26 protein-coding genes and 1 riboswitch are annotated in these 19,908 nt (G+C 34.7%); of the genes, 18 read left to right on the plus strand and 8 right to left on the minus strand.

Annotated features, from left to right (window positions below):
• Entirely contained in the window at positions 1-861 is an 861-nt protein-coding gene (locus ACXVYO_RS24285; RefSeq protein WP_458468700.1) for a GNAT family N-acetyltransferase, read from the plus strand.
• 42 nt (positions 862-903) lie between these two features.
• Here ACXVYO_RS24285 and ACXVYO_RS24290 read toward each other — a convergent pair whose 3' ends face one another.
• The gene (locus ACXVYO_RS24290; protein WP_458468701.1) at positions 904-1,464 is read right to left on the minus strand and encodes a cysteine hydrolase family protein; all 561 of its coding nucleotides are present in this window, start codon (positions 1,462-1,464) and stop codon (positions 904-906) included.
• A 182-nt stretch (positions 1,465-1,646) separates the two neighbouring features.
• On the opposite strand from ACXVYO_RS24290, the gene ACXVYO_RS24295 reads away from it, so the two are divergent.
• Entirely contained in the window at positions 1,647-1,907 is a 261-nt protein-coding gene (locus ACXVYO_RS24295; RefSeq protein WP_001195212.1) for a DUF6123 family protein, read from the plus strand.
• Between the two features lie 2 nt (positions 1,908-1,909).
• Here the strand turns inward: ACXVYO_RS24295 and ACXVYO_RS24300 are convergent, their stop codons facing one another.
• The 3 genes from ACXVYO_RS24300 to ACXVYO_RS24310 all read right to left on the minus strand — a co-directional run bounded on the left by ACXVYO_RS24300 (position 1,910) and on the right by ACXVYO_RS24310 (position 4,159).
• Positions 1,910-2,815 (minus strand): DMT family transporter, encoded by a 906-nt coding sequence (locus ACXVYO_RS24300; protein ID WP_242250778.1) that lies wholly within the window; start codon positions 2,813-2,815, stop codon positions 1,910-1,912.
• A 13-nt stretch (positions 2,816-2,828) separates the two neighbouring features.
• The gene (locus ACXVYO_RS24305; protein ID WP_000573873.1) at positions 2,829-3,215 is read right to left on the minus strand and encodes a reverse transcriptase-like protein; all 387 of its coding nucleotides are present in this window, start codon (positions 3,213-3,215) and stop codon (positions 2,829-2,831) included.
• A gap of 71 nt (positions 3,216-3,286) precedes the next feature.
• Complete coding sequence (locus ACXVYO_RS24310; protein WP_458468702.1) at positions 3,287-4,159, minus strand: aldose 1-epimerase family protein; 873 nt, start codon at positions 4,157-4,159, stop codon at positions 3,287-3,289.
• A 132-nt stretch (positions 4,160-4,291) separates the two neighbouring features.
• Positions 4,292-4,336, plus strand: a riboswitch (PreQ1 riboswitch).
• A 6-nt stretch (positions 4,337-4,342) separates the two neighbouring features.
• Here ACXVYO_RS24310 and ACXVYO_RS24315 point away from each other — a divergent pair.
• From ACXVYO_RS24315 to ACXVYO_RS24325, 3 genes are all read left to right on the plus strand, one after another.
• Entirely contained in the window at positions 4,343-4,828 is a 486-nt protein-coding gene (locus ACXVYO_RS24315) for a QueT transporter family protein (RefSeq protein ID WP_001026467.1), read from the plus strand.
• 151 nt (positions 4,829-4,979) lie between these two features.
• Positions 4,980-5,639, plus strand: a complete 660-nt coding sequence (locus ACXVYO_RS24320; RefSeq protein WP_144610692.1) for a ribonuclease H family protein — start codon at positions 4,980-4,982, stop codon at positions 5,637-5,639.
• A gap of 12 nt (positions 5,640-5,651) precedes the next feature.
• The gene (locus ACXVYO_RS24325; protein WP_000358801.1) at positions 5,652-5,828 is read left to right on the plus strand and encodes a zinc-finger domain-containing protein; all 177 of its coding nucleotides are present in this window, start codon (positions 5,652-5,654) and stop codon (positions 5,826-5,828) included.
• A 33-nt stretch (positions 5,829-5,861) separates the two neighbouring features.
• Here the strand turns inward: ACXVYO_RS24325 and ACXVYO_RS24330 are convergent, their stop codons facing one another.
• Both ACXVYO_RS24330 and cspB read right to left on the minus strand, forming a co-directional pair.
• Positions 5,862-6,110 carry a DUF2564 family protein gene (locus tag ACXVYO_RS24330; RefSeq protein WP_000534395.1) on the minus strand — a complete coding sequence of 83 codons (249 nt, stop codon included), beginning with the start codon at positions 6,108-6,110 and terminating at the stop codon, positions 5,862-5,864.
• Between the two features lie 119 nt (positions 6,111-6,229).
• Positions 6,230-6,427, minus strand: a complete 198-nt coding sequence (gene cspB, locus ACXVYO_RS24335; protein ID WP_001161731.1) for a cold shock-like protein CspB — start codon at positions 6,425-6,427, stop codon at positions 6,230-6,232.
• A 266-nt stretch (positions 6,428-6,693) separates the two neighbouring features.
• Between cspB and ACXVYO_RS24340 the strand changes: the two genes are divergently transcribed.
• From ACXVYO_RS24340 to ACXVYO_RS24375, 8 genes are all read left to right on the plus strand, one after another.
• Positions 6,694-7,422, plus strand: a complete 729-nt coding sequence (locus tag ACXVYO_RS24340; RefSeq protein WP_458468703.1) for a YqcI/YcgG family protein — start codon at positions 6,694-6,696, stop codon at positions 7,420-7,422.
• A 138-nt stretch (positions 7,423-7,560) separates the two neighbouring features.
• Positions 7,561-8,193, plus strand: coding sequence for a LysE family transporter (locus ACXVYO_RS24345; RefSeq protein ID WP_458469141.1), 633 nt, complete (start codon positions 7,561-7,563; stop codon positions 8,191-8,193).
• 19 nt (positions 8,194-8,212) lie between these two features.
• A complete protein-coding gene (locus tag ACXVYO_RS24350; protein ID WP_144610696.1) occupies positions 8,213-8,506 on the plus strand; it encodes a cytoplasmic protein in 294 nt (97 codons plus the stop codon).
• Between the two features lie 82 nt (positions 8,507-8,588).
• The gene (locus ACXVYO_RS24355; protein WP_458468704.1) at positions 8,589-9,218 is read left to right on the plus strand and encodes a sterol desaturase family protein; all 630 of its coding nucleotides are present in this window, start codon (positions 8,589-8,591) and stop codon (positions 9,216-9,218) included.
• Between the two features lie 247 nt (positions 9,219-9,465).
• Positions 9,466-9,807, plus strand: coding sequence for a DUF485 domain-containing protein (locus ACXVYO_RS24360; RefSeq protein WP_458468705.1), 342 nt, complete (start codon positions 9,466-9,468; stop codon positions 9,805-9,807).
• A 2-nt stretch (positions 9,808-9,809) separates the two neighbouring features.
• Entirely contained in the window at positions 9,810-11,360 is a 1,551-nt protein-coding gene (locus tag ACXVYO_RS24365) for a solute symporter family protein (protein ID WP_458468706.1), read from the plus strand.
• A gap of 179 nt (positions 11,361-11,539) precedes the next feature.
• On the plus strand, positions 11,540-12,889 hold the full coding sequence (locus ACXVYO_RS24370) for an aminotransferase (RefSeq protein ID WP_458468707.1): 1,350 nt from the start codon (positions 11,540-11,542) through the stop codon (positions 12,887-12,889).
• Between the two features lie 83 nt (positions 12,890-12,972).
• Positions 12,973-13,230, plus strand: coding sequence for a DUF3986 family protein (locus ACXVYO_RS24375; RefSeq protein WP_458468708.1), 258 nt, complete (start codon positions 12,973-12,975; stop codon positions 13,228-13,230).
• Positions 13,231-13,313: 83 nt separating this feature from the next.
• Here the strand turns inward: ACXVYO_RS24375 and ACXVYO_RS24380 are convergent, their stop codons facing one another.
• Positions 13,314-14,477 (minus strand): cation:proton antiporter, encoded by a 1,164-nt coding sequence (locus ACXVYO_RS24380; RefSeq protein WP_458468709.1) that lies wholly within the window; start codon positions 14,475-14,477, stop codon positions 13,314-13,316.
• Between the two features lie 268 nt (positions 14,478-14,745).
• Here ACXVYO_RS24380 and ACXVYO_RS24385 point away from each other — a divergent pair, with 268 nt between their 5' ends.
• Complete coding sequence (locus ACXVYO_RS24385; protein ID WP_458468710.1) at positions 14,746-15,591, plus strand: MerR family transcriptional regulator; 846 nt, start codon at positions 14,746-14,748, stop codon at positions 15,589-15,591.
• 131 nt (positions 15,592-15,722) lie between these two features.
• Entirely contained in the window at positions 15,723-17,078 is a 1,356-nt protein-coding gene (locus ACXVYO_RS24390) for an MATE family efflux transporter (protein ID WP_458469143.1), read from the plus strand.
• 36 nt (positions 17,079-17,114) lie between these two features.
• Here the strand turns inward: ACXVYO_RS24390 and ACXVYO_RS24395 are convergent, their stop codons facing one another.
• Positions 17,115-17,780 (minus strand): DUF421 domain-containing protein, encoded by a 666-nt coding sequence (locus tag ACXVYO_RS24395; RefSeq protein WP_000923941.1) that lies wholly within the window; start codon positions 17,778-17,780, stop codon positions 17,115-17,117.
• 161 nt (positions 17,781-17,941) lie between these two features.
• Between ACXVYO_RS24395 and ACXVYO_RS24400 the strand changes: the two genes are divergently transcribed.
• From ACXVYO_RS24400 to nfsA, 3 genes are all read left to right on the plus strand, one after another.
• Positions 17,942-18,520 carry a YdcF family protein gene (locus ACXVYO_RS24400; protein ID WP_458468711.1) on the plus strand — a complete coding sequence of 193 codons (579 nt, stop codon included), beginning with the start codon at positions 17,942-17,944 and terminating at the stop codon, positions 18,518-18,520.
• 149 nt (positions 18,521-18,669) lie between these two features.
• Positions 18,670-18,987, plus strand: a complete 318-nt coding sequence (locus ACXVYO_RS24405) for a DUF4870 domain-containing protein (RefSeq protein WP_098520752.1) — start codon at positions 18,670-18,672, stop codon at positions 18,985-18,987.
• A 181-nt stretch (positions 18,988-19,168) separates the two neighbouring features.
• A complete protein-coding gene (gene nfsA, locus ACXVYO_RS24410) occupies positions 19,169-19,903 on the plus strand; it encodes an oxygen-insensitive NADPH nitroreductase (protein ID WP_458468712.1) in 735 nt (244 codons plus the stop codon).
• The last annotated feature ends 5 nt before the right edge of the window (positions 19,904-19,908 follow it).

Consider the following 19,908-nt stretch of genomic DNA (forward strand, 5'->3'; position numbering starts at 1 on the left):
ATGCTTGAATTGGAAATTAAGGTGGAGCGTCTTAGGGAAGAACAAATAGGTGATATTGTAGCATTATCTTCTAATATTGGGTGGGATTATAATAAAGAAGAAATTGAGACTATTTTTGATTCAGGTATTATATACGGTGTGTGGAATAAGAGAAAGGAACTTATTGCTAGCGCGGCAATTATATTATATGGGGAGAAATTAGCGTCTATCGGAATGGTCATTGTACATCCAGATTATAAGGGGAGAGGGATTGGAAAGACGATAACGAATGCATGCATGAAGAGCGTATCGGTTCAAACTCCCATTATGCTTATTGCTACGGATGAAGGAAAGTCGTTATATGAAAAACTAGGATTTAGGGCAGTAAGCTATGTTTCTAAATACATATGTAACTCGTACAATGTGAATGATTATTGTGTAGGAAATGAAGATTATATGGTGAAGTATGAAGAGTGTGATTTAGAAGAAATAATAAAATTAGATGAACATGCGTTTGGAACAAATAGAAAAGCATTTTTAACGAAAAGAATTATACAAAGTGAACAGTGCATCGTTGTAAAGGACAACAAACAAAATGTATTAGGTTACGGTTTAAGTATACAAACATCAGAAAATAAAATAATAGGACCAGTCGTTGCAAGAAACGATGCGATGGCAATGAGGATTGTACATGATTTAGCAAGAGAGCATCATGGTAAATTAAGAATTGATGTACCAGAAGGAAAGAAAGGTTTTATGAAAGAATTAGAGGTTACTGGTTTTCAAAAGGTTCATACACCACCAATTATGATGAGAAATAGCGATAAATTATTAAAAAGGAATAATGAACTGTATAGTATTGCAGCACAAATTTTTGGATAAAAAAGAACCCTTCTGAATGAAGGATTCTTTTTTATAGCCAACTTAATCGCGATATTGATCATGAATAGGTTGAAAAAGGTCTTCCTCGACACCTCTAACCATTGAAAAATGATCCACGTTATAATGTCCATGTAGAATTTTATTATGATGAGCAATAATTTGCTCTGCAGATAATACGTTAGAATCAGTTGTGGAATGACCGTCTTTAATTAATGTAACGTCAAATCCTTGTACAGTAGCTGTTCTAACAGCGGTATCGATACAATGTTCTGTTTTACATCCACCGATAACGATATGGTTAATTTTTTCTTCTTTTAAAAGTTCGAGTAAAGAAGTGCCATAGAATGCGTTTGTTGCTGCTTTATTAATAAGGATTGCAGACTGAGGTACTTTAATTTGATTATGTACTTCAAATCCTTCTCCGCTGCCAGAAGCAACATCGATATCTCTTACGAAAACAATAAGGGCATTTGAATCTATCGCTTTTTGTACGGCTGTATTTAGTGTAGATAATAACCCTTTTTTACGAAAAACTTCTTTTTCTTGTTCATTCCCATCCATTAATTCTTGCTGCGCATCGATAATTAATAGTGCTTGTTTCATCGTGTCTCCCCTTTAATATGAAATAAGTTCCACTATACATATTCATTCATATTGCAAGGAAATCCTCTATTGTCTATGCAGTAGACGATAGATTTACAAAGTTGTCAAAGAAATTTCATTCTCATAGCGTGTAAAAACATGTATGATAGGAGATGGAGAATTTTTGAGTAGGTGGGAATAACATGCAGACAGTAGAAGATTATCTTTCATTCTTACATACGAAAGGATTTAAATTATCAGAAGAAGCACAAGGATTTATTATGTTCGGACAAGGATATACTGGTGCATCTGATGGAATTGTGAACGCAGCAATAGAAGCGACAATTAAACATCAATTACAGTTTGATGGGAGTTATTTTGTTGCGTTATTAGAACGATTGAAAGAAGAAGAAATTACAGATAAAAAAAGCGCTAAGGCTTTTATGCGGAAGTTACAAGCGTAACTTCATGCAGCCTGCGCTTCTTTTTTTGTTTTGGAAGGTAGTTCAACAAAAACCATGCCTAGGAAAATACATAGGCATCCGATAATAGCAGAAACAGAAAGTTGTTCGTTTGCAACGAGAACGCCTGTTAAGGCAGCAAAAACGGGCTCCATTGCGAAAATGATTGCTACTCTCGTTGGAGACGTATGTTTTTGCGCTGATGTTTGAATGAAAAAAGCAATGGATGTTGCGAATAGAGAAGTTAAAAATAGGGCGAATAAAAAGGAAGAATTCGTCCATAGTGCTATTGAAAATAATTTTTCCCAATCTTCAAACAAAAAGGCGCAAATAGAAGAAAACATGCCGACAGCTAATACTTGCGACGTGCTTAATAATAAAGGTGATATTTTTTTAGAGAAGAAGCCGTTAACAAGAATATGAGCAGCGAAAGCAACTGCACAACCGAGAACGAGTATATCTCCAATGTTTAATTGAAAAGAATCACCAGCTGTTAATAAGTATAAACCTGCTGTTGCTACAGCAATGCCCATTACGATAAAAATAGTAGCTTTTTGTTTTAAAAAGATAAAAGACAAAATGGGTACCATAACGATACTAAGTCCTGTTAAGAAACCTGCTTTTGAAGAAGTTGTATAAAGTAAGCCAAATGTTTGTAAAACATAGCCAACACATAAGAAGAATCCAACGATTAATCCAGCGAGGCTACTCTGTTTTATATCTTGTTTTGTAGTTTTTTTTGCAAAAATCATTTGAACGAATAATAAAATAATTCCAGCAAATAAAAAGCGAATACCATTAAAGGTAAATGGACCCACGAAAGACATAGCATTTTGAACGACAACAAACGTAGCTCCCCAAATAAAAGAGACAAATAATAAAGCAAGAGGAGCAATCCAATCTTTTTTCACACCCATACCCCCGTTAATTTTGTAAGATAGCTTTTCTAGCTAATTCATCAGCTACTTTATTTTGGCTACTTGGAATCCACTTAATAAAAAAGAGATCGAAACTTTTTATGTACTGCAGTGCTTCCTCTAATAGTGGTGCGAACATTTTATTTTTTGCGTATTCTTTTTCGACAGCTCGCTCGACAAGTTGCGAATCTGTACGAAAAGAGACAATGTTATAATTATGCTCCGTGCAATATTTTAATGCAGCAAGTAAAGCGTGGTATTCTGCTTCATGATTGGACATTGTCCCAAGGGGCAATGATAATTGTACAGCTGGTTGCACCCCTTTAATAAATACGCCTGCACCAGAAGGACCAGGATTTCCTTTTGATGCACCATCAATATATACTTCAATCAAAATGAGAAACCTCCAAATGATAAGATGATCCCCTACTTATATGTTTCCTTTTAAGTAGGGGATAGAGTAACTTAGCCGATTGTAATACTATAACGACATGTAAATGTTTCATTCGCTTGTAAAGATTGAATTCCTTTTTTTTCCTTGAAATCTTTTGCTGGATTTACTTCATCAGCAATCCCGTACCAAGGTTCAATACATAAGAAAGGTGCGTTTTCCCCTGGTGTCCATACGCCGACAAATGGGAACCCGTCAAATTCTACTTTTACAAATTTATTATGTTTATGAGAACGAATAGAGATTTCATCCGTATTCATATTTTCAAAAATAAGTGCATCATTTTTGAATAAATCGTATGTAAGTGGTAATTCATTCGTATTTTCAGCGATTAATTGCGTTTTGCTTGAAAGGTAAGGTCCTTCTAATACGCTTGTTTCTAAGCGTTCAGAACCATTAAATGATAAATGATAATCTGTAAATGCTTCGCCCTCTAATAAGGGGAAGTTGAACCCAGGATGTGCTCCGATTGAGAAGAACATCTCTTTTGAAGCAGGGTTATTTACTTCATATGTTACATGGACGATTTGTCCGTCTAGCTCATAAGAAACGAGTAATTCGAATTCGTATGGGTATTTTTTTAATGTTTCTTCATTACTAGTAACAATATAAGTGATTTTCGTTTCACTTTGTTCTTTTACAGAGAATGTAAGGTCACGAGCAAAGCCGTGTTGTGTTAAAGAATATGGTTCACCATCTACGTAGTATGTATTATCTACTAATCGGCCGACAATCGGGAATAAAATTGGTGCGCGGCGCCCCCAATAAGTAGAATCGCCTTGCCATAAATATTCAGTGTTATCTTCTTTTAAGCGAACGCTTTGTAATTCTGCACCTTTGTCAGAAATGGAAACGATCACTTTTTTATTTTGAATTGTTGCTGTCATGAAGTGAAACCTCCTAAAACTTTCATATGTTTTATTATACGTTGTCTAAAAGAAAAAAGGTAGTTAATGATAGGAATCTATTGACGAAAGAGTGTGTATTGCGTAGAATATAATCTTGTTGCTTAAAAAACGAATAACGTGGTTCGAGACCATCCCACGTAAAAAAACTAAGGAGATTTTGTCATGAATATTAGAACATTAGTCGGTAATGGTATTTTAGCGGCATTATATATTGCTGTTTCTATGCTTATTCAGCCATTTGGCTTTACGAATGTACAGTTTCGTATTTCAGAGATGTTTAATCATCTTGTTGTATTTAATAAGAAAGCAATTTACGGAATTGTATTAGGTGTATTTTTAACAAATCTCTTTTTCTCACCAATGATCGCTTACGATTTAGTATTTGGAGTAGGGCAATCTATTCTTGCATTAGTTGCAACGATTATTTCTATGCGATTTATTAAAGGTGTTTGGGCTCGTATGATTTTTAATACAGTTATTTTTACAATTACAATGTTTATGATTGCAATTGAGCTTCATCTTGCATTTGATTTACCATTTATGTTGACTTGGTTAACATGTGCAATCGGTGAATTTGTTGTCATGGCAATTGGTATGCCTGTAATGTACTGGATTAATAAACGAGTACAATTTGAAAGATTTATGTAATAGATGAAAGAGCTATTCCTATAGGGATAGCTCTTTTTGTATGTAATCACATTGAATATAATGCTGTGACTCTTGATACAATATAATAAAATAAAGTGAGGCTTTCATTAGCTGGCTACATATAAGAAGTCTTATATAAGGGGAATCTAGTATGAAATATAAAATTCATTGGTTGTATAAAACAAAGCGCGGTTTGCAGACGGAATTAACGACAGATTATATGAACATAGAAGATGTACTACAATTTGCAGATGATTTCGAGAAAACAGGAAGAGTGAAAGAACTATCATTTTATGATGAAATGGATGCAGAATGGTCATTAAAGGAAATGAAAAAGCTGAGTAAACAAGTGGAGGAAGAGCCCCAAGAAATACTTGTTTATTTTGATGGGGGGTATGATGTTCAGACGAAAGAAGCTGGAGTAGGTATATGTGTATACTATAAAAAAGGAAATACAAAATACCGAATTCGCCGTAATGCATATATAGAAGGTATATATGATAATAATGAAGCGGAATATGCATCATTATTATACGGAATGAATATACTCGAGGAATTAGGGATTAAGTATGAAGCAGTTACGCTTCGCGGTGATTCTCAAGTTGTACTGCAGCAATTGGCTGGAGAATGGCCATGTTATGATGAGCATTTAAATCATTACTTAGATCAAATTGAACAAAAAGCGAAGCAAATGAAATTAAAACTTGTATGTGAGCCGATATCTAGAAAACAAAATAAAGAAGCGCATCAATTAGCTACGCAAGCATTAGAAGGAACAGTCATTGATAGTCATAAAGAAATAACCGAATAGAGAGGTGCAAAGGTGGATAAAAAGCAACTCATTACAGAGGTAAATGACTTATTAGAAACGTATTGTGAAGGGTGTTTCTTGAGAGAACATAATCGAAAGACAAATAGTAAGTATTATGCTCATTCCTTTTGTATTAGGCAATGTACAGTTGGAGAAACATTGAAAAAGTATGGAGAACAGTTATCATGAAAAAACATCCAGAGAAAATTCTCTGGATGTTTTTTAGTGTCTTGCTTCATTTAATTGATGCTCGCATTTACTTAATTTCTTTTCCTCATTCATTAAAAATGGCTCATCTAAATCTGTCGCAACAGATTTCATAATTTCAAGCTGAGAGCGAGCGGCTTCTACAGCAGTAGTCGCATGCTCTAATGTATCTGGATCCATTGAAATTGTCGCTGACCCTACCATTTTTTGTGCTGTTTCTACACGGAATTTCACTTCTTCAAAATCATTTACTTCTGATCCCATTGATAATTCCTCCTTTATATATTGCGCATTTCACATAGTTTTTGCTCTGTAAAACGGAAATATACAAAGGAATAACAAAGGAGGTTACCAAATAAGGTAACCTCCTGTTATATGTTGGATTAAAGTTTTACTACGTTAGCAGCTTGAGGTCCGCGGTTGCCTTCAGTGATATCGAAAGATACTTCTTGACCTTCTTCTAAAGCTTTGTAGCCGTCACCTTGAATAGCAGAGAAATGTACGAATACATCGTCAGCGCCTTCCATTTCGATAAATCCAAAACCTTTTTCGTTGTTAAACCATTTTACTTTTCCTTGCATGTTACAATTCCTCCTAAAAACATTTGCTTTTTTCATTTAGTGAAATTCATTTGAAAGATAATATAAAATAAAAATGCTATAATCTTGAATATTCTGCTAAATGATTAATTTAAATATACACGAATTGGTAGAATTTAGTCAAGTAAGCGATTTTATTTTTTTGTATTTTTAAATAATTTTTCAGCCAGATTTTTAAATAGGTATAGGACAGGCCGAGTATGTAATATTCTTAATTGAATGCTATACATAATGAGGTGAAAGAAAGAATGAATGAGTCTTATTTATTAGATAATGAAGGAATGAGAACGAGAACTGACATACCAAATTGGGTTACAAAAGAATTTCAAAATTTTTCGAGTGTCGTGCTAGAACCAACTTTTCCGTGCTATTTCGGCTTAACAGCTTTGAAAAAGAATGAACTTCGTTATTCATTTCTCTCTCATAATGATTGGAGTCATTTGCCACATACAATGTTATCCTTTTTAGAGTTAATGAAAGAGCGCCCAATTGTAAGAAGAGGATTTTTTCTTTTTGTGGAACCGGAATGTGGGGAACAATCACTGGAATATTATCGTGATTACTTTTGGAAAATACTACAATATTTACATGGAAACGATGATCAAACATGGCCGAAGCAAATTCCTGAAGATCCAGACCATTACTTATGGGAATTTTCATTTGGTGGTGAACCGATATTCGCATTTGGAAATGCGCCAGCTTATAAACAACGAAAAACGAGGCATTTAGGAAATTCTCTCGTTATTGGGTTTCAACCACGCACCATCTTTGATGGATTAGAAGGGGATCGTCCTAAAGGGGCATATTCAAGACAAACGGTCCGAGATCGAGTTGAAAAGTGGGATCAGCTGCCGAAGCATCCTAATATTAGTCATTATGGTGATCCAAATCATCGGGAATGGAAACAATATTTCATAGGAGACGATGTAGAGCCGATAAAAGGAAAATGTCCTTTTCTTCATAAGTTGGAAAAGTAAGAGCCATCATCCAGATGGCTCTTTTGTATATTTTGGATAAAAAAGGGTATTTTAGTAGTAAATATTTTGATGAAAGCTAGTCTATTTTTAATCATTACATCATTACTTAATAGTAAAGGAAGTAGAAAGGATAGAGCGATGTTTGGAGCGATTATACAACAAATTGTATTAGGTATTTCATTAGCTGCGCCGGTAGGTCCGATTAATATTGAAATGTTAAAACGAGGAATTGAACGAGGTTTTTGGCATGCGTGGGTTGTTGGAATTGGTGGAATGACTGCGGATATTTTGTTTATGCTTCTCATCTACTTCGGTTTATCTTCTGTGTTTATGTATACATATGTACAAGCTTTTATGTATTGCACAGGGTTTTTCTTATTATTTTATTTAGGGTTTCAAAGTGTAAAACAAGGAATTTCCCACACGAATATGGAATATAAAAAGGAAGAGGTAGGTGGCCTTAAACAATCGTTTATAGCAGGTTTTTTAATTGCGATATCCAATCCATTAAATCTTGTTTTTTGGTTTGGTATATACGGAAGTACACTTAGCTCATTGCTTACGAAAGTAACGAAACAAGAAGCCTTTTTGTACAGTCTTTGTATTATCGTTGGTATTATTTTATGGAATTTAAATATTGCTTTTTCTGTCCATTTTGGCAGAACTTTATTAAAGCAAAAAGCACTTGGCTATATAACAGCCGGAGCAGGTATTATTTTAGTAGGATATTCTATCCATTTTGCATACAAAGCTTTACAGTTGTTCACATAAGATTGAAGGGGAGATTTTTATGTATCGAACCACTATTGACGGAAAAGAAATTATTATTACGTTAGCACCAAAAATCCGAAAAGAAATCACTGATAGGAATCCACTATATGAAGCGGTATTTCATACTGCAGCAAGATTACTACAAACAAAGCAACCAACGTTTGCGGTAAATCATGAAGTATTTGGGCTCATTATTGGAGAGGTGCAAAGAGGAGAAGTAACAGTGTTTGCGGTGGAACATATTATTCCAAAGCAAAATATATTTGGATCGAACAATTTTTTCTCGACAATAGAGCAGCAGGCAAATTTGTAAAGTGAATAGAATAAAATAAAAAATAAAAGAAATAGTCGTAACGATATGTTGCGGCTGTTTTTTTGGAAAAGGGGGAAGGAAGATGAAGAGAGTGGGGAAAGAGTTCTTTTTACAACATGATATCGTTATTATGTATAGTATTTTATTTATTTTCATCATTATTTTAAAAATGCAATTTTTCACATGGATCGGTATGTTGGCGTGTTTGTTTGGAATTGTTTTTTATACGCTTAACGAATATATGACACATCGATTTTTATTTCACTTAAAGCCACCAAAAAACGTATTTTTATTAAAAATGTTAAGAAGATTACATTATGATCATCACGTATATCCAGATGATTTAAAACTATTATTCTTGCCTGTATGGTTTAGTATACCTAGCTTTACTATATATTTACTTATATCATACGCTATAACAAAAAGTGTTACTATTACACTTTCATTTGGAATCGGAATGATTATTATGCTTCTCGTTTATGAATGGAAACATTATATTGCACATAAGCCAATTCGTCCGTTCACAAAGTTTGGGCGCTGGCTTAAAAAACAGCACATATTACACCATTATAAAAATGAAAAGTTTTGGTTTGGTGTTTCAAATCCAGTATTTGATTTCCTATTTGGAACGCTTAAAGATGGGAAAGACGTTGAATTAAGCGAAACAGCTCGTAATTTAGAAAAAGAGAAAAAGACAGAAGTAGTGCGATAAGCACTACTTTTTTATTTGATTTTAATGAGCATCACATCTTGACTAGTATGAGATTGCAGTACGTAAATTTTATGTTGAAAAAGTATATTAAAAACTTAGGGGAAAATGCCGAAAAATGTCTATCGAAAAATCTTTGCAGGAATGTATGGATTGTCTAAAATGAAAATAAGTTTCTGAATATTTATAAAATTTAGTCTTTAGCTATGCAAGGGGGAATTGTATTTCTAGTAAGAGAGGGGATTGGAGAATGAAACGAGATGATACGTCAGCACGTAAGTTACAAAATAAGGTCAATTATACAGAGGTTGTTCAGTCAGAAGAATTTCAATTGCTATTAAATACGAAAAAGAAGTTTATCGTTCCGATGAGTATTTTCTTTTTAAGCTTTTTTATTGCATTACCTATTTTAACATCGTATTCAAAGGTGCTCAATACACCAGCATTTGGGGATGTTACGTGGGCATGGGTGTTTGCATTTGCACAATTTATCATGACGTGGTCATTATGTATGATGTATAGCAAAAAAGCAGAATCCTTTGATAAAATCTCTCAAAACATTCTGCAAGATATGCAAAAAGGGAGGGGCTGACTTTGAATACAACTGCATTTGCACTATTTTTAATCATCGTTCTTGGTACGCTCGTCATAACTTATTTTGCATCGAAGAAAACAAAAAATGCGAGCGAGTTTTATACAGCTGGAGGGGGATTAACTGGTTGGCAAAATGGTCTGGCTATTGCGGGAGATTATATGTCTGCTGCGTCTTTTCTTGGTATAGCTGGAGCGATCGCGTTAACTGGTTTTGATGGGTTCTTTTATAGTATCGGTTTCTTAGTTGCTTACTTAGTTGTATTATACTTAGTTGCAGAGCCACTTCGTAATTTAGGGAAGTACACGTTAGCAGATATGATTGCGGCGCGTTTTGATGCGAAAAAAGTTCGCGGCGTTGCAGCGCTTAATACGATGACGATTTCAATTTTTTATATGATTGCACAACTAGTTGGGGCGGGTGCACTTATTAAATTATTATTAGGGATCGAATATACGACATCCGTTTTAATCGTTGGTACATTAATGACGGTGTACGTTATTTTTGGCGGAATGACTGCGACGAGCTGGGTACAAATTGTTAAGGCTGTATTACTTATGGCTGGTACATTTATTATTTCTGTTATCGTTTTCTCAAAATTTAATTTTAGTGTGACTGAAATGTTCGCTCAAATGAAAACAGCTACACCATTAAAAGATTCATTTTTAAATCCAGGAGTAAAGTATAAAGATGGTCTTGATACACTGTCTTTAAATTTAGGACTAGTCCTTGGTACTGCTGGATTACCACATATTCTTGTTCGCTTTTTTACAGTACGTGATGCAAAAACAGCACGTCAATCTGTTGTATACGCTACGTGGTTAATTGGCGCATTTTATATTATGACAATTTTCTTAGGGTTTGGGGCAGCGGCATTTGTAGGGAATGAGGCGATTATTAAAGCGAATCCTGCTGGTAATATGGCAGCACCTTTATTAGCGAAAGCGTTAGGCGGAGATTTCTTATTTGCTTTCGTATCAGCAATTGCCTTTGCAACGATTTTAGCTGTAGTGGCGGGACTTGTATTAACAGCAGCATCAGCATTTGCACATGATTTTTATAATGAAATTATTCGCAAGGGGAAATCAACGGAAAAAGAGCAAGTGTCAATGGCTCGCTATGCGTCTATTGGAGTAGCGGTATTATCCATTATACTAGCGTTATTTGCCCAAACATTGAACGTAGCATTTTTAGTTTCATTAGCATTTGCAGTTGCAGCGAGTGCAAATCTACCAGTTATATTATTCACAATTTATTGGAAGCGCTTCAATACAACAGGTGCTATCTCTGGTATGATTGTTGGTCTTGTATCAGCAATAGTTCTCGTAGCGTTAAGTCCAAATGTTTGGAACCCTGTAGCTGGAAAAGCTATATTTGTTGGGGAAGCGATTTTCCCATATACGACACCTGGAATTATTTCCATTCCGCTTGGATTCCTTGCTGCATATTTAGGAACCGTGTTATCTAGTAAGAAAGAAGATGAAGCGAAATTTGATGAGATTCTTGTGAAATCTAATACTGGTCATGGTATTAGTGATGCATCTTCCCATTAAAAAGAGAAGGGCTTTTCGATATATAAGAAAAGCTCTTTTTTCTTGTAAATATTACTGTAGTGTAAGTAGGATTTTGTCTTAATTTTGTGGAATGAAAATAAGTAGGGAGAAATTTAAATCATCATGGCACCAGCGCAGCTTTTGTGAAAAATAAGTTGTTATGGAAGGTGGAAGAAATGATGAAAACGAAACAGACTGATGAATTGTTAGCAAAAGATGAGCAATATGTTTGGCACGGAATGCGTCCCTTTAGTCCAAATAGTACAATGGTAGGGGCAAAAGCAGAAGGGTGCTGGGTTGAAGATATAGAAGGGAAAAGATATTTAGATGGTATGAGTGGTCTTTGGTGTGTGAATAGTGGATATGGCAGAAAAGAGCTCGCAGAGGCGGCATATAAGCAATTACAAACATTATCATACTTTCCGATGTCACAATCGCATGAACCAGCTATAAAGCTTGCTGAAAAATTAAATGAGTGGCTTGGAGGAGAGTATGTTATTTTCTTCTCTAATAGTGGTTCGGAAGCGAACGAAGCAGCTTTTAAAATAGCGAGGCAATACTATGCGCAAAAAGGTGAACCGCATCGTTATAAATTTATGTCACGTTACCGCGGGTATCATGGAAATACAATGGCTACGATGGCAGCGACGGGACAAGCGCAGCGTAGATATCAATATGAGCCATTTGCTTCAGGATTTTTACATGTAACGCCGCCAGATTGTTATCGTATGCCTGGAATAGAAGCAGAGAACATTTATGATGTAGAATGTGTAAAAGAAGTAGATCGCGTTATGACATGGGAGTTAAGTGAAACGATTGCAGCTTTTATTATGGAACCAATTATTACGGGCGGAGGCATATTAATGCCGCCACAAGACTATATGAAAGCTGTTCATGAGACGTGTCAAAAACACGGTGCATTGCTCATTAGCGATGAAGTGATTTGCGGTTTCGGACGTACAGGGAAAGCATTTGGATTTATGAATTATGATGTGAAGCCAGATATTATTACGATGGCAAAAGGGATTACGAGCGCATATTTACCATTATCAGCGACAGCTGTGAAAAAAGAAATATATGAAGCATTTAAAGGGAAGGGAGAATATGAATTCTTCCGTCATATTAATACATTTGGTGGAAATCCTGCAGCTTGTGCATTAGCACTTAAAAACTTAGAGATTATGGAAAATGAAAATTTAATTGAGCGATCTGCACAAATGGGTTCGCTTTTATTAGAACAATTAAAAGAAGAAATTGGAGAGCATCCACTTATTGGGAATATTAGAGGGAAAGGTCTACTAGTTGGAATCGAACTAGTAAATGATAAAGAAACGAAAGAGCCAATTGATAACGACAAAATTGCAAGTGTTGTAAATGCTTGTAAAGAAAAAGGGTTAATTATAGGACGAAACGGCATGACAACAGCAGGATATAATAACGTCCTAACATTAGCGCCACCACTTGTTATTTCAGGTGAAGAAATTGCCTTTGTTGTTGGAACGTTGAAGACAGCGATGGAACGTATTTAATGAATCGAGCGAGCTGTAATATACAGCTCGCTTTTGTTTATTATGTGAAATATAATACATTTTCAAAGGGAGGGGAATTTATTATGAAGAAATATGATCCTAGTCAACATTATCACATCGGATATTATGAAGATGGATATGATTTAGAAGTGACGGCGTACAAAAGAATAAATGAACCAGTTTGGGATGCATATATTCCGCACTATGAGGCAAGCGATTTTTATAAGAAAGTGGAGAAAATGAAACTAGGTGAATATATAGATGATTACGGCATTTTGGTGTATTCATTTCGTAATGATATGGATGATGAAGAAGCCCGAATTTTTTTGAAAAATGGTTAAAAAAGAACGGGATTGTGTAAAGATAAAATAAAAAAGAGATTGCTATCTTATAAGATAGCAATCTCTTTTTTTATATATAAAATTTATTTACTTGCTTTCATTGCTTTATCTTTTGCACCAAAAGTGTATTTTAACATTGGTGGTGTAATCATTGTAGTTAAAATAACGACAATAACGATTGCTGTAAAGTAATCTTGTGCTAATAGGCCTGAAGAAAGTCCTGTTCCTGCGATGATAAGTGCAACTTCACCACGAGAAACCATTCCGGCACCAATAATGGCAGAAGACTTAGCGTCAAATCCAGTCATTCGTGCACCGAATCCACAACCAATTAGTTTCGTTAATACAGCGATTACTGTTAATGCTAGGATGAACCAAATTTGATTACCAATACCGTCAAATGTAATATTCATACCGATACTTACGAAGAACACTGGAACGAACATAGCGTAAGCGATTGGTTCTACTTTCTTTTCTACTTCATGTTTGTAGTTCGTTTGAGAAATAGCGATACCAGCTGCGAAAGCACCGATAATACCAGCAATTCCTAATAACTCACCGAAATATGCAAATGAGAAACAGATGATAAGCGCCGCGCTCACGATAGACTCAGATACGCGAAGTGGTGATAACCAGCGCATAATCGCAGGAACACCTTTCCATCCGATTAAAATAATAGAAGCGAAGAATACAACTTTCTTTAAGATAACCATTGTTAAGTTAACATCGTCTGTACCTAAGAAGCTCATTGCAAATGCTAATAAAATAACGACAAGAATGTCATCAAATACAGCTGCGCCCAGCATAGTTGTACTCTCACGTGTTTTCATCTTTCCTAAATCGCGAAGTGTTTGTACGGAAATACTAACACTTGTCGCACATAGAAGTAATCCTAAAAATACTGCATTTCCTTGTTCCATTCCCATAACAAGACCTGCAACGTAACCACCTACGAATGGAAGAATGATACCTCCGAGTGCAACGGCTAAAGAAGAATTACGATTTGCGTTTAATTCCTCTAAGTCTGTTTCAAGTCCTGCCATAAACATTAAAAGAATAACACCGACATTACTTAATTGTGTTAGAAGTTCTGAATTTTCAATCCAACCTAATACAGCTGGACCGATAACGATACCGACAATTAATTTACCGAGTACAGAAGGTTGACCTAGTCTAACACTAAGATCACCAGCAAGCTTTGTACTTAATAAAATAAGTGCAATTTGAAAGAAAAATTCGAATTCCATCGGATCCTCTCCTCATCATTTTTATTTTTATCATACGATTTCTCGGAATTTGCCTAATGAAAATATGTAAAACCCATTAAACAAAGGATCTGATTACGAGTTCTTTTGAACTTGTAATTTGAACCTGTAATTAATATATAATAAAATGTATGAAAAATCAATGAAAAAATAGCAGATTTTCATGATAGGATTCGATTTAGGTATGGAGGAAATCACTATATAATAAGAAGAAACAAGGTGACATTTTTTATGAATTGGAGAAGGACATATGTTATTAAATAAACGCTTTACAATTGGAGAAATGGCAAAAATGCATAATATAGCAGAATCTACATTACGTTATTATGATGAAAAAGGTATTTTTCATCCGTCTACTGTAGATCCGCAAACGAATTATCGTTATTACACAATCGATCAATTTTCACTATTAGATACGATTAAGTTTTTACGCCAATTAAATATTCCATTAAAGGAAATTAAGAAATATATTGATGAAAGAAATCCAGCATATGCACTCAATTTACTGGAAAAACAACAAGAAATGATGTTGAAAAAACAAAGAGAAATTGAGTATGCTTTGGCGAAAATGGAGCATAGAATTCATTTAATTAAGGAAGCAACAAAAGCAAAAGCTGAACAAATGGTAATTAAAGAGATCCCGCAGAGGAAAATTACAGCCATCGCGGTTGCCCCGAATACGACGGATGATATGTTTGAGTACTATATTCATTCGCTGCAAAAAAATATGAGACAAATGGATGATAGCTTATTTTCTGGAGATATCGGTGTAACAGTTGTGAAAAAAGGATTAATGCAAAATGAGTTTCAAGCATATAGTAGTGTTTTCATTCTTTTAGATTACATGCCTTTTCAAGTACATAGCTCAGATGAAATTAAAGAAGGTATGTTCGCTTGTGTATACCATCACGGCCCATATGAAGAAACGGATGAAACATATAAGAAATTAATGAAATATATTGATCAAGAAGGATACGAAGTAAGTGGAGATGCGATTGAGATTGCATTAATTGATTGGTCTGTAACAGAAAATCCAGAGGAGCAAGTAACTGAAATTCAAATTCCTATCATGAAAAAACAAAGCAATAAGATGTAGAACTCGTATCATTACAAATTGACGTCAAACAGAATAATTAAGTTACCTATTTTTCAAATTCTCTATTGACCTTCAAGTAACTTTAAGGTTTAAACTGTGAACAGAGCATTGAAAAAAGGAGCATTTATATGATGGAAACAACAGAAAAGTTAAGAGAAAAACCGATAAAAAGTTTATTTATTTCATATTTAATACCAGCCGTTCTTGGAATGGTGTTAATGTCAGTTAATATTGTGATTGATGCGGTTATGATTAGTAGGGGAGTTGGAGCAAACGGTTTAGCAGGAGTAAACGTGGCTATTCCAGCCTTTTCAATTTTCTTCTCTATTTCATTATGGATTGGAATGGGTGGGGCAACGTTATACTCCATTGCACTAGGTGAAAATAAAGTAGAAAGAGCAAGGTCTATTTTTACGCAATCTATGACGGTAGCAGTAATTATCGTAGGTGTTTTAGCAGCAATTTGCGTATGGAGAATAGAAGATATAGCGTACTTATTCGGTGCAAATGAAGTGATTTTACCGTATGCGTTAGACTATTTACATGTGTTATTAACATTTGGAATGATATACGTTTTAGAAAATATTTTAAGTACATTTATACGAAATGATGGAAATCCTAATTTAGCAATGGCAGGTCTAGTTGTAACGGCTGTATTAAATATAGTGTTTGACTATATCTTTATTTTTATCTTTGGATGGGGTGTAACAGGTGCTGCTTCAGCGACTATTCTTTCAGCAGCAATTGGCTTCCTTGTCTTATTAACGCACTTCTTTAGAAAAAGTAGTATTTTAAAGTGGACGAAATTCCATTTTGAATGGGATACAGTTAAACAAATTATGATAATCGGTTTCCCGAGCTTTACAGCAGAAAGTACAGTTGCAATTGTAACAATCGGTTTTAACATTGCATTCGTTCAATATGCGGGAGAAGTAGGAGTCGCTTCTTATGCGATGGTGAATAGTATTCATGCGATGACATTACTATTATTCTTCGGTGTTGGAGCAGCATTACAACCGATCGCTAGTTTCCATTACGGCGCAAATTTATCAGAGAGATTGCGCGAAGGATTAAAGTTCGCTGTAAAAATTGCGGTAGTACTCGGTGGTATTGCAATAATTGTCGGATTATTCTTCGGGAAATATATTATTGGTTTATTTGATGTCCAATCCCCCGAGCTGTTGGAGTTAACATTAACGGGTATTAGCTTGTTCTTTATCCAATATGTATTTTTAGGTTATAACATTGTGTATGGAGAGTACTTCCAATCAGTGCGACAAACGACAAAATCAGTGCTGATTATAATGAGTCGAGGGTTACTATTTATTATTCCATTATTATGGATTATGCCAAAATTATTTGGGATAAATGGAATTTGGCTCGTTATGCCAGTAGCTGAAGTATTGACAGCGATTATCGTATTTACGATGAATCGTATGAAACATCCTGTTCCATTAAATATGGCGGGAGAGAAAGAAGCGATATAATGAAGAAAATCCCCTTGAGCAAGTGAGGGGATTTTTTTATTCTTTTAAACTAATCGCAAAAGATCCATCTGTTTCTTGAACAGATGCGAAAGCAACGCTTTTAATATTAGTGATGCCTTTTTCTTTTAATTCTTTATATAACCATTTTTCGTCCTTATGAATTAACTTTAAGTTATCGTATTGAATTTGCGAATCAACGATAAGGGCAATGGGTAATCCGGCATACGTAACATCTATGTTCAAATCTTTTGGAGTTAATGGTACAAGCTCACGCTTTGGTAAAATACTAATGGCTCCGTTTGCTTCTAAAATAGCATATTCAATTTCATGAACACTTGGGTATCCTGCGACGCGAAGGTTAGACAGTAGTTCAGCAATTGGATATCTACTTTTTTGTAAGTTCTCAAAAATAATATCACCATGTTTAATTAAAATGATAGGGTGTCCAAGAATAAAACGATTTAGTTTGTTTAGTAAACTTAATTTTGTAAGAAGTAAATGCAAACATGTAATAACGACCATACCGAGAAAAGCTTGCAAAGCACCAGAGACTGGTATGGCCTGAAAAGCTAAATAAGATAAAAAGATAATAGCACCAAAATCATGAGGAGTTAGTTGTGCTAAAGCAGATTTACCGAGCATCTTAAGTGATAGTAAAAATAAGATAAAAAAGAACGATACGTTACATAAAAAGAGAAGCAATAGAGACACTCCTTCGTGCAAAGTTGTACTTACTGTTCCCGAAAGAAAATATAAATATTACTTTCCGGAGGATAAATTAGGGTGAATTGGAATTTGTCTGTATACAAACAAATAAATGGATATTATCATGAAAGAAGAAAAGAACATAGGGGTATATGGATATGAGAAAGAAGAAAATAATTAAGTATATAATAGGAATTATAATGGTTTGTGCCGTTTATGCGGGATTTTTACAATATAATATTTATAAGCATGGGCAAATGAATGCTACCTACGATGCGGATTATATAATTGTATTAGGCTCGAAAGTAAACGGAACGAAACCGTCGTACTCATTGCAATATCGTATTGATAAAGCAGCTGAGTATTTACAATCACATGAAAAAACAATTGCGATTGTGTCTGGAGGGAAAGGAAAAGGCGAAGATATTTCAGAAGCATTAGCAATGAAAAATGGATTAATGAAACTAAAAATTGCAGAAGACCGCATTATTATGGAAGATAAGTCAACAAGTACAGATGAGAATATTACATTCTCAAAACCGTTAATTCCGGGCAATATGGAAAAAGGAATGATCGTAACAAACGATTTCCATATGTTTAGAGCGAAAAAAATAGCAGCAAAACAAGGATTACAATTAGAAGGTCTTCCGGCCGAAACACCGAAGCGAATTGTCATTCCATCGAATATACGAGAGTATTTAGCTATTACGCAATATTGGTTTATGAATCGAATATAGAGAAAAGTAATCCCGCCTGGAAATCTAGGCGGGATTATTTTTGATAAAAATCTTACAAAGATGTCATGTTTATGAAAGGTAAAGCGATAGTTTCTGGAATGGATTCCTGACATAATGAAGATAACAAAAAATATTTAGAGGTGAATCGGATGAAAGGAAATAATATATTATCTTCCCTATGTTACTTTAGTATCTTTTTTGCACCATTTTTACTGCCAATTATCGTGTACTTCGTCGCGGAGGATGAAGTGAAATATCACGCGAAAAAAGCATTTTGGTCACATATTTTCCCGTATGCGATTTTAGTTGGTGGATTAGCAGTATCGGGCATATATGGTTTAAGCTTCAATCAATCTGATGGTGCTGGAATTGGGATCATGATCACATATGCAGTATTCATTCTTGTAGGGATTTATTACTTCATTTGGAATATCGTAAAAGGTATTAAAGTTTTGAAAACAGCGTAATAAGATAAGGCATAATTTGATGTGAGTTTGTCGTTAAGTCGATATAATTTCATTTACCGTAATAATATATATGTTAAAAAGAGCAATTCAAAAAGAATTGCTCTTTTTGTGCTTATAAGTTGTGAATATTGAAAAAGATGTGTTAATTTTTCATTATGAAGAGAAAAAAGGAGTGTTTTTCATGAATGAGATTATACATAAAATGGAGCAACACGTTTCAGTTCGTAAATATAAAGAAGAATCAATTCCGAAAGATGTAGTGGAAAGAATGGTGCAAGCTGCGCAGCATGCCGCTTCCTCACATTTTGTACAGGCGTATTCTGTTATATATGTAACAGATCAAGACCTAAAGGCTAAACTAGCAGAGTTATCCGGAAATCGTCACGTGAAAGACTGCGCAGCATTCTTTGTTTGTTGTGCGGATTTAAAACGCCTTGAAATAGCGTGTGAACAGCATAGTACAGAGATAAAACATGAAGGAGTAGAAGACTTTATCGTTGCGACGGTAGATGCTTCACTTTTCGCACAAAACTTAGCGTTAGCGGCAGAATCGTTAGGATACGGTATTTGTTATATTGGTGGTATTCGTAATAATCCGAGAGAAGTGAGTGAATTGCTTCATTTACCGGATAAAGTATATCCTGTATTCGGAATGACAGTCGGTGTACCAGATGAAAATCATGGAGTGAAACCACGTTTACCAGTAGCAGCAATCCTTCATGAAAATGGATATGATGAAAAGAAATATGATGAATTATTAAACGAATATGATGAAACGATGAGCTCGTATTACAAAGAAAGATCATCAAACAATAAAAATGTAACGTGGACAGAATCAATGAGTTCGTTTATGTCTAAAGAGAAAAGAATGCATATGAAAGACTTTTTAAGTGAAAAAGGATTTAATAAGAAATGAGTAAA

The sequence above is a fragment of the Bacillus sp. BC08 genome (assembly GCF_054326875.1).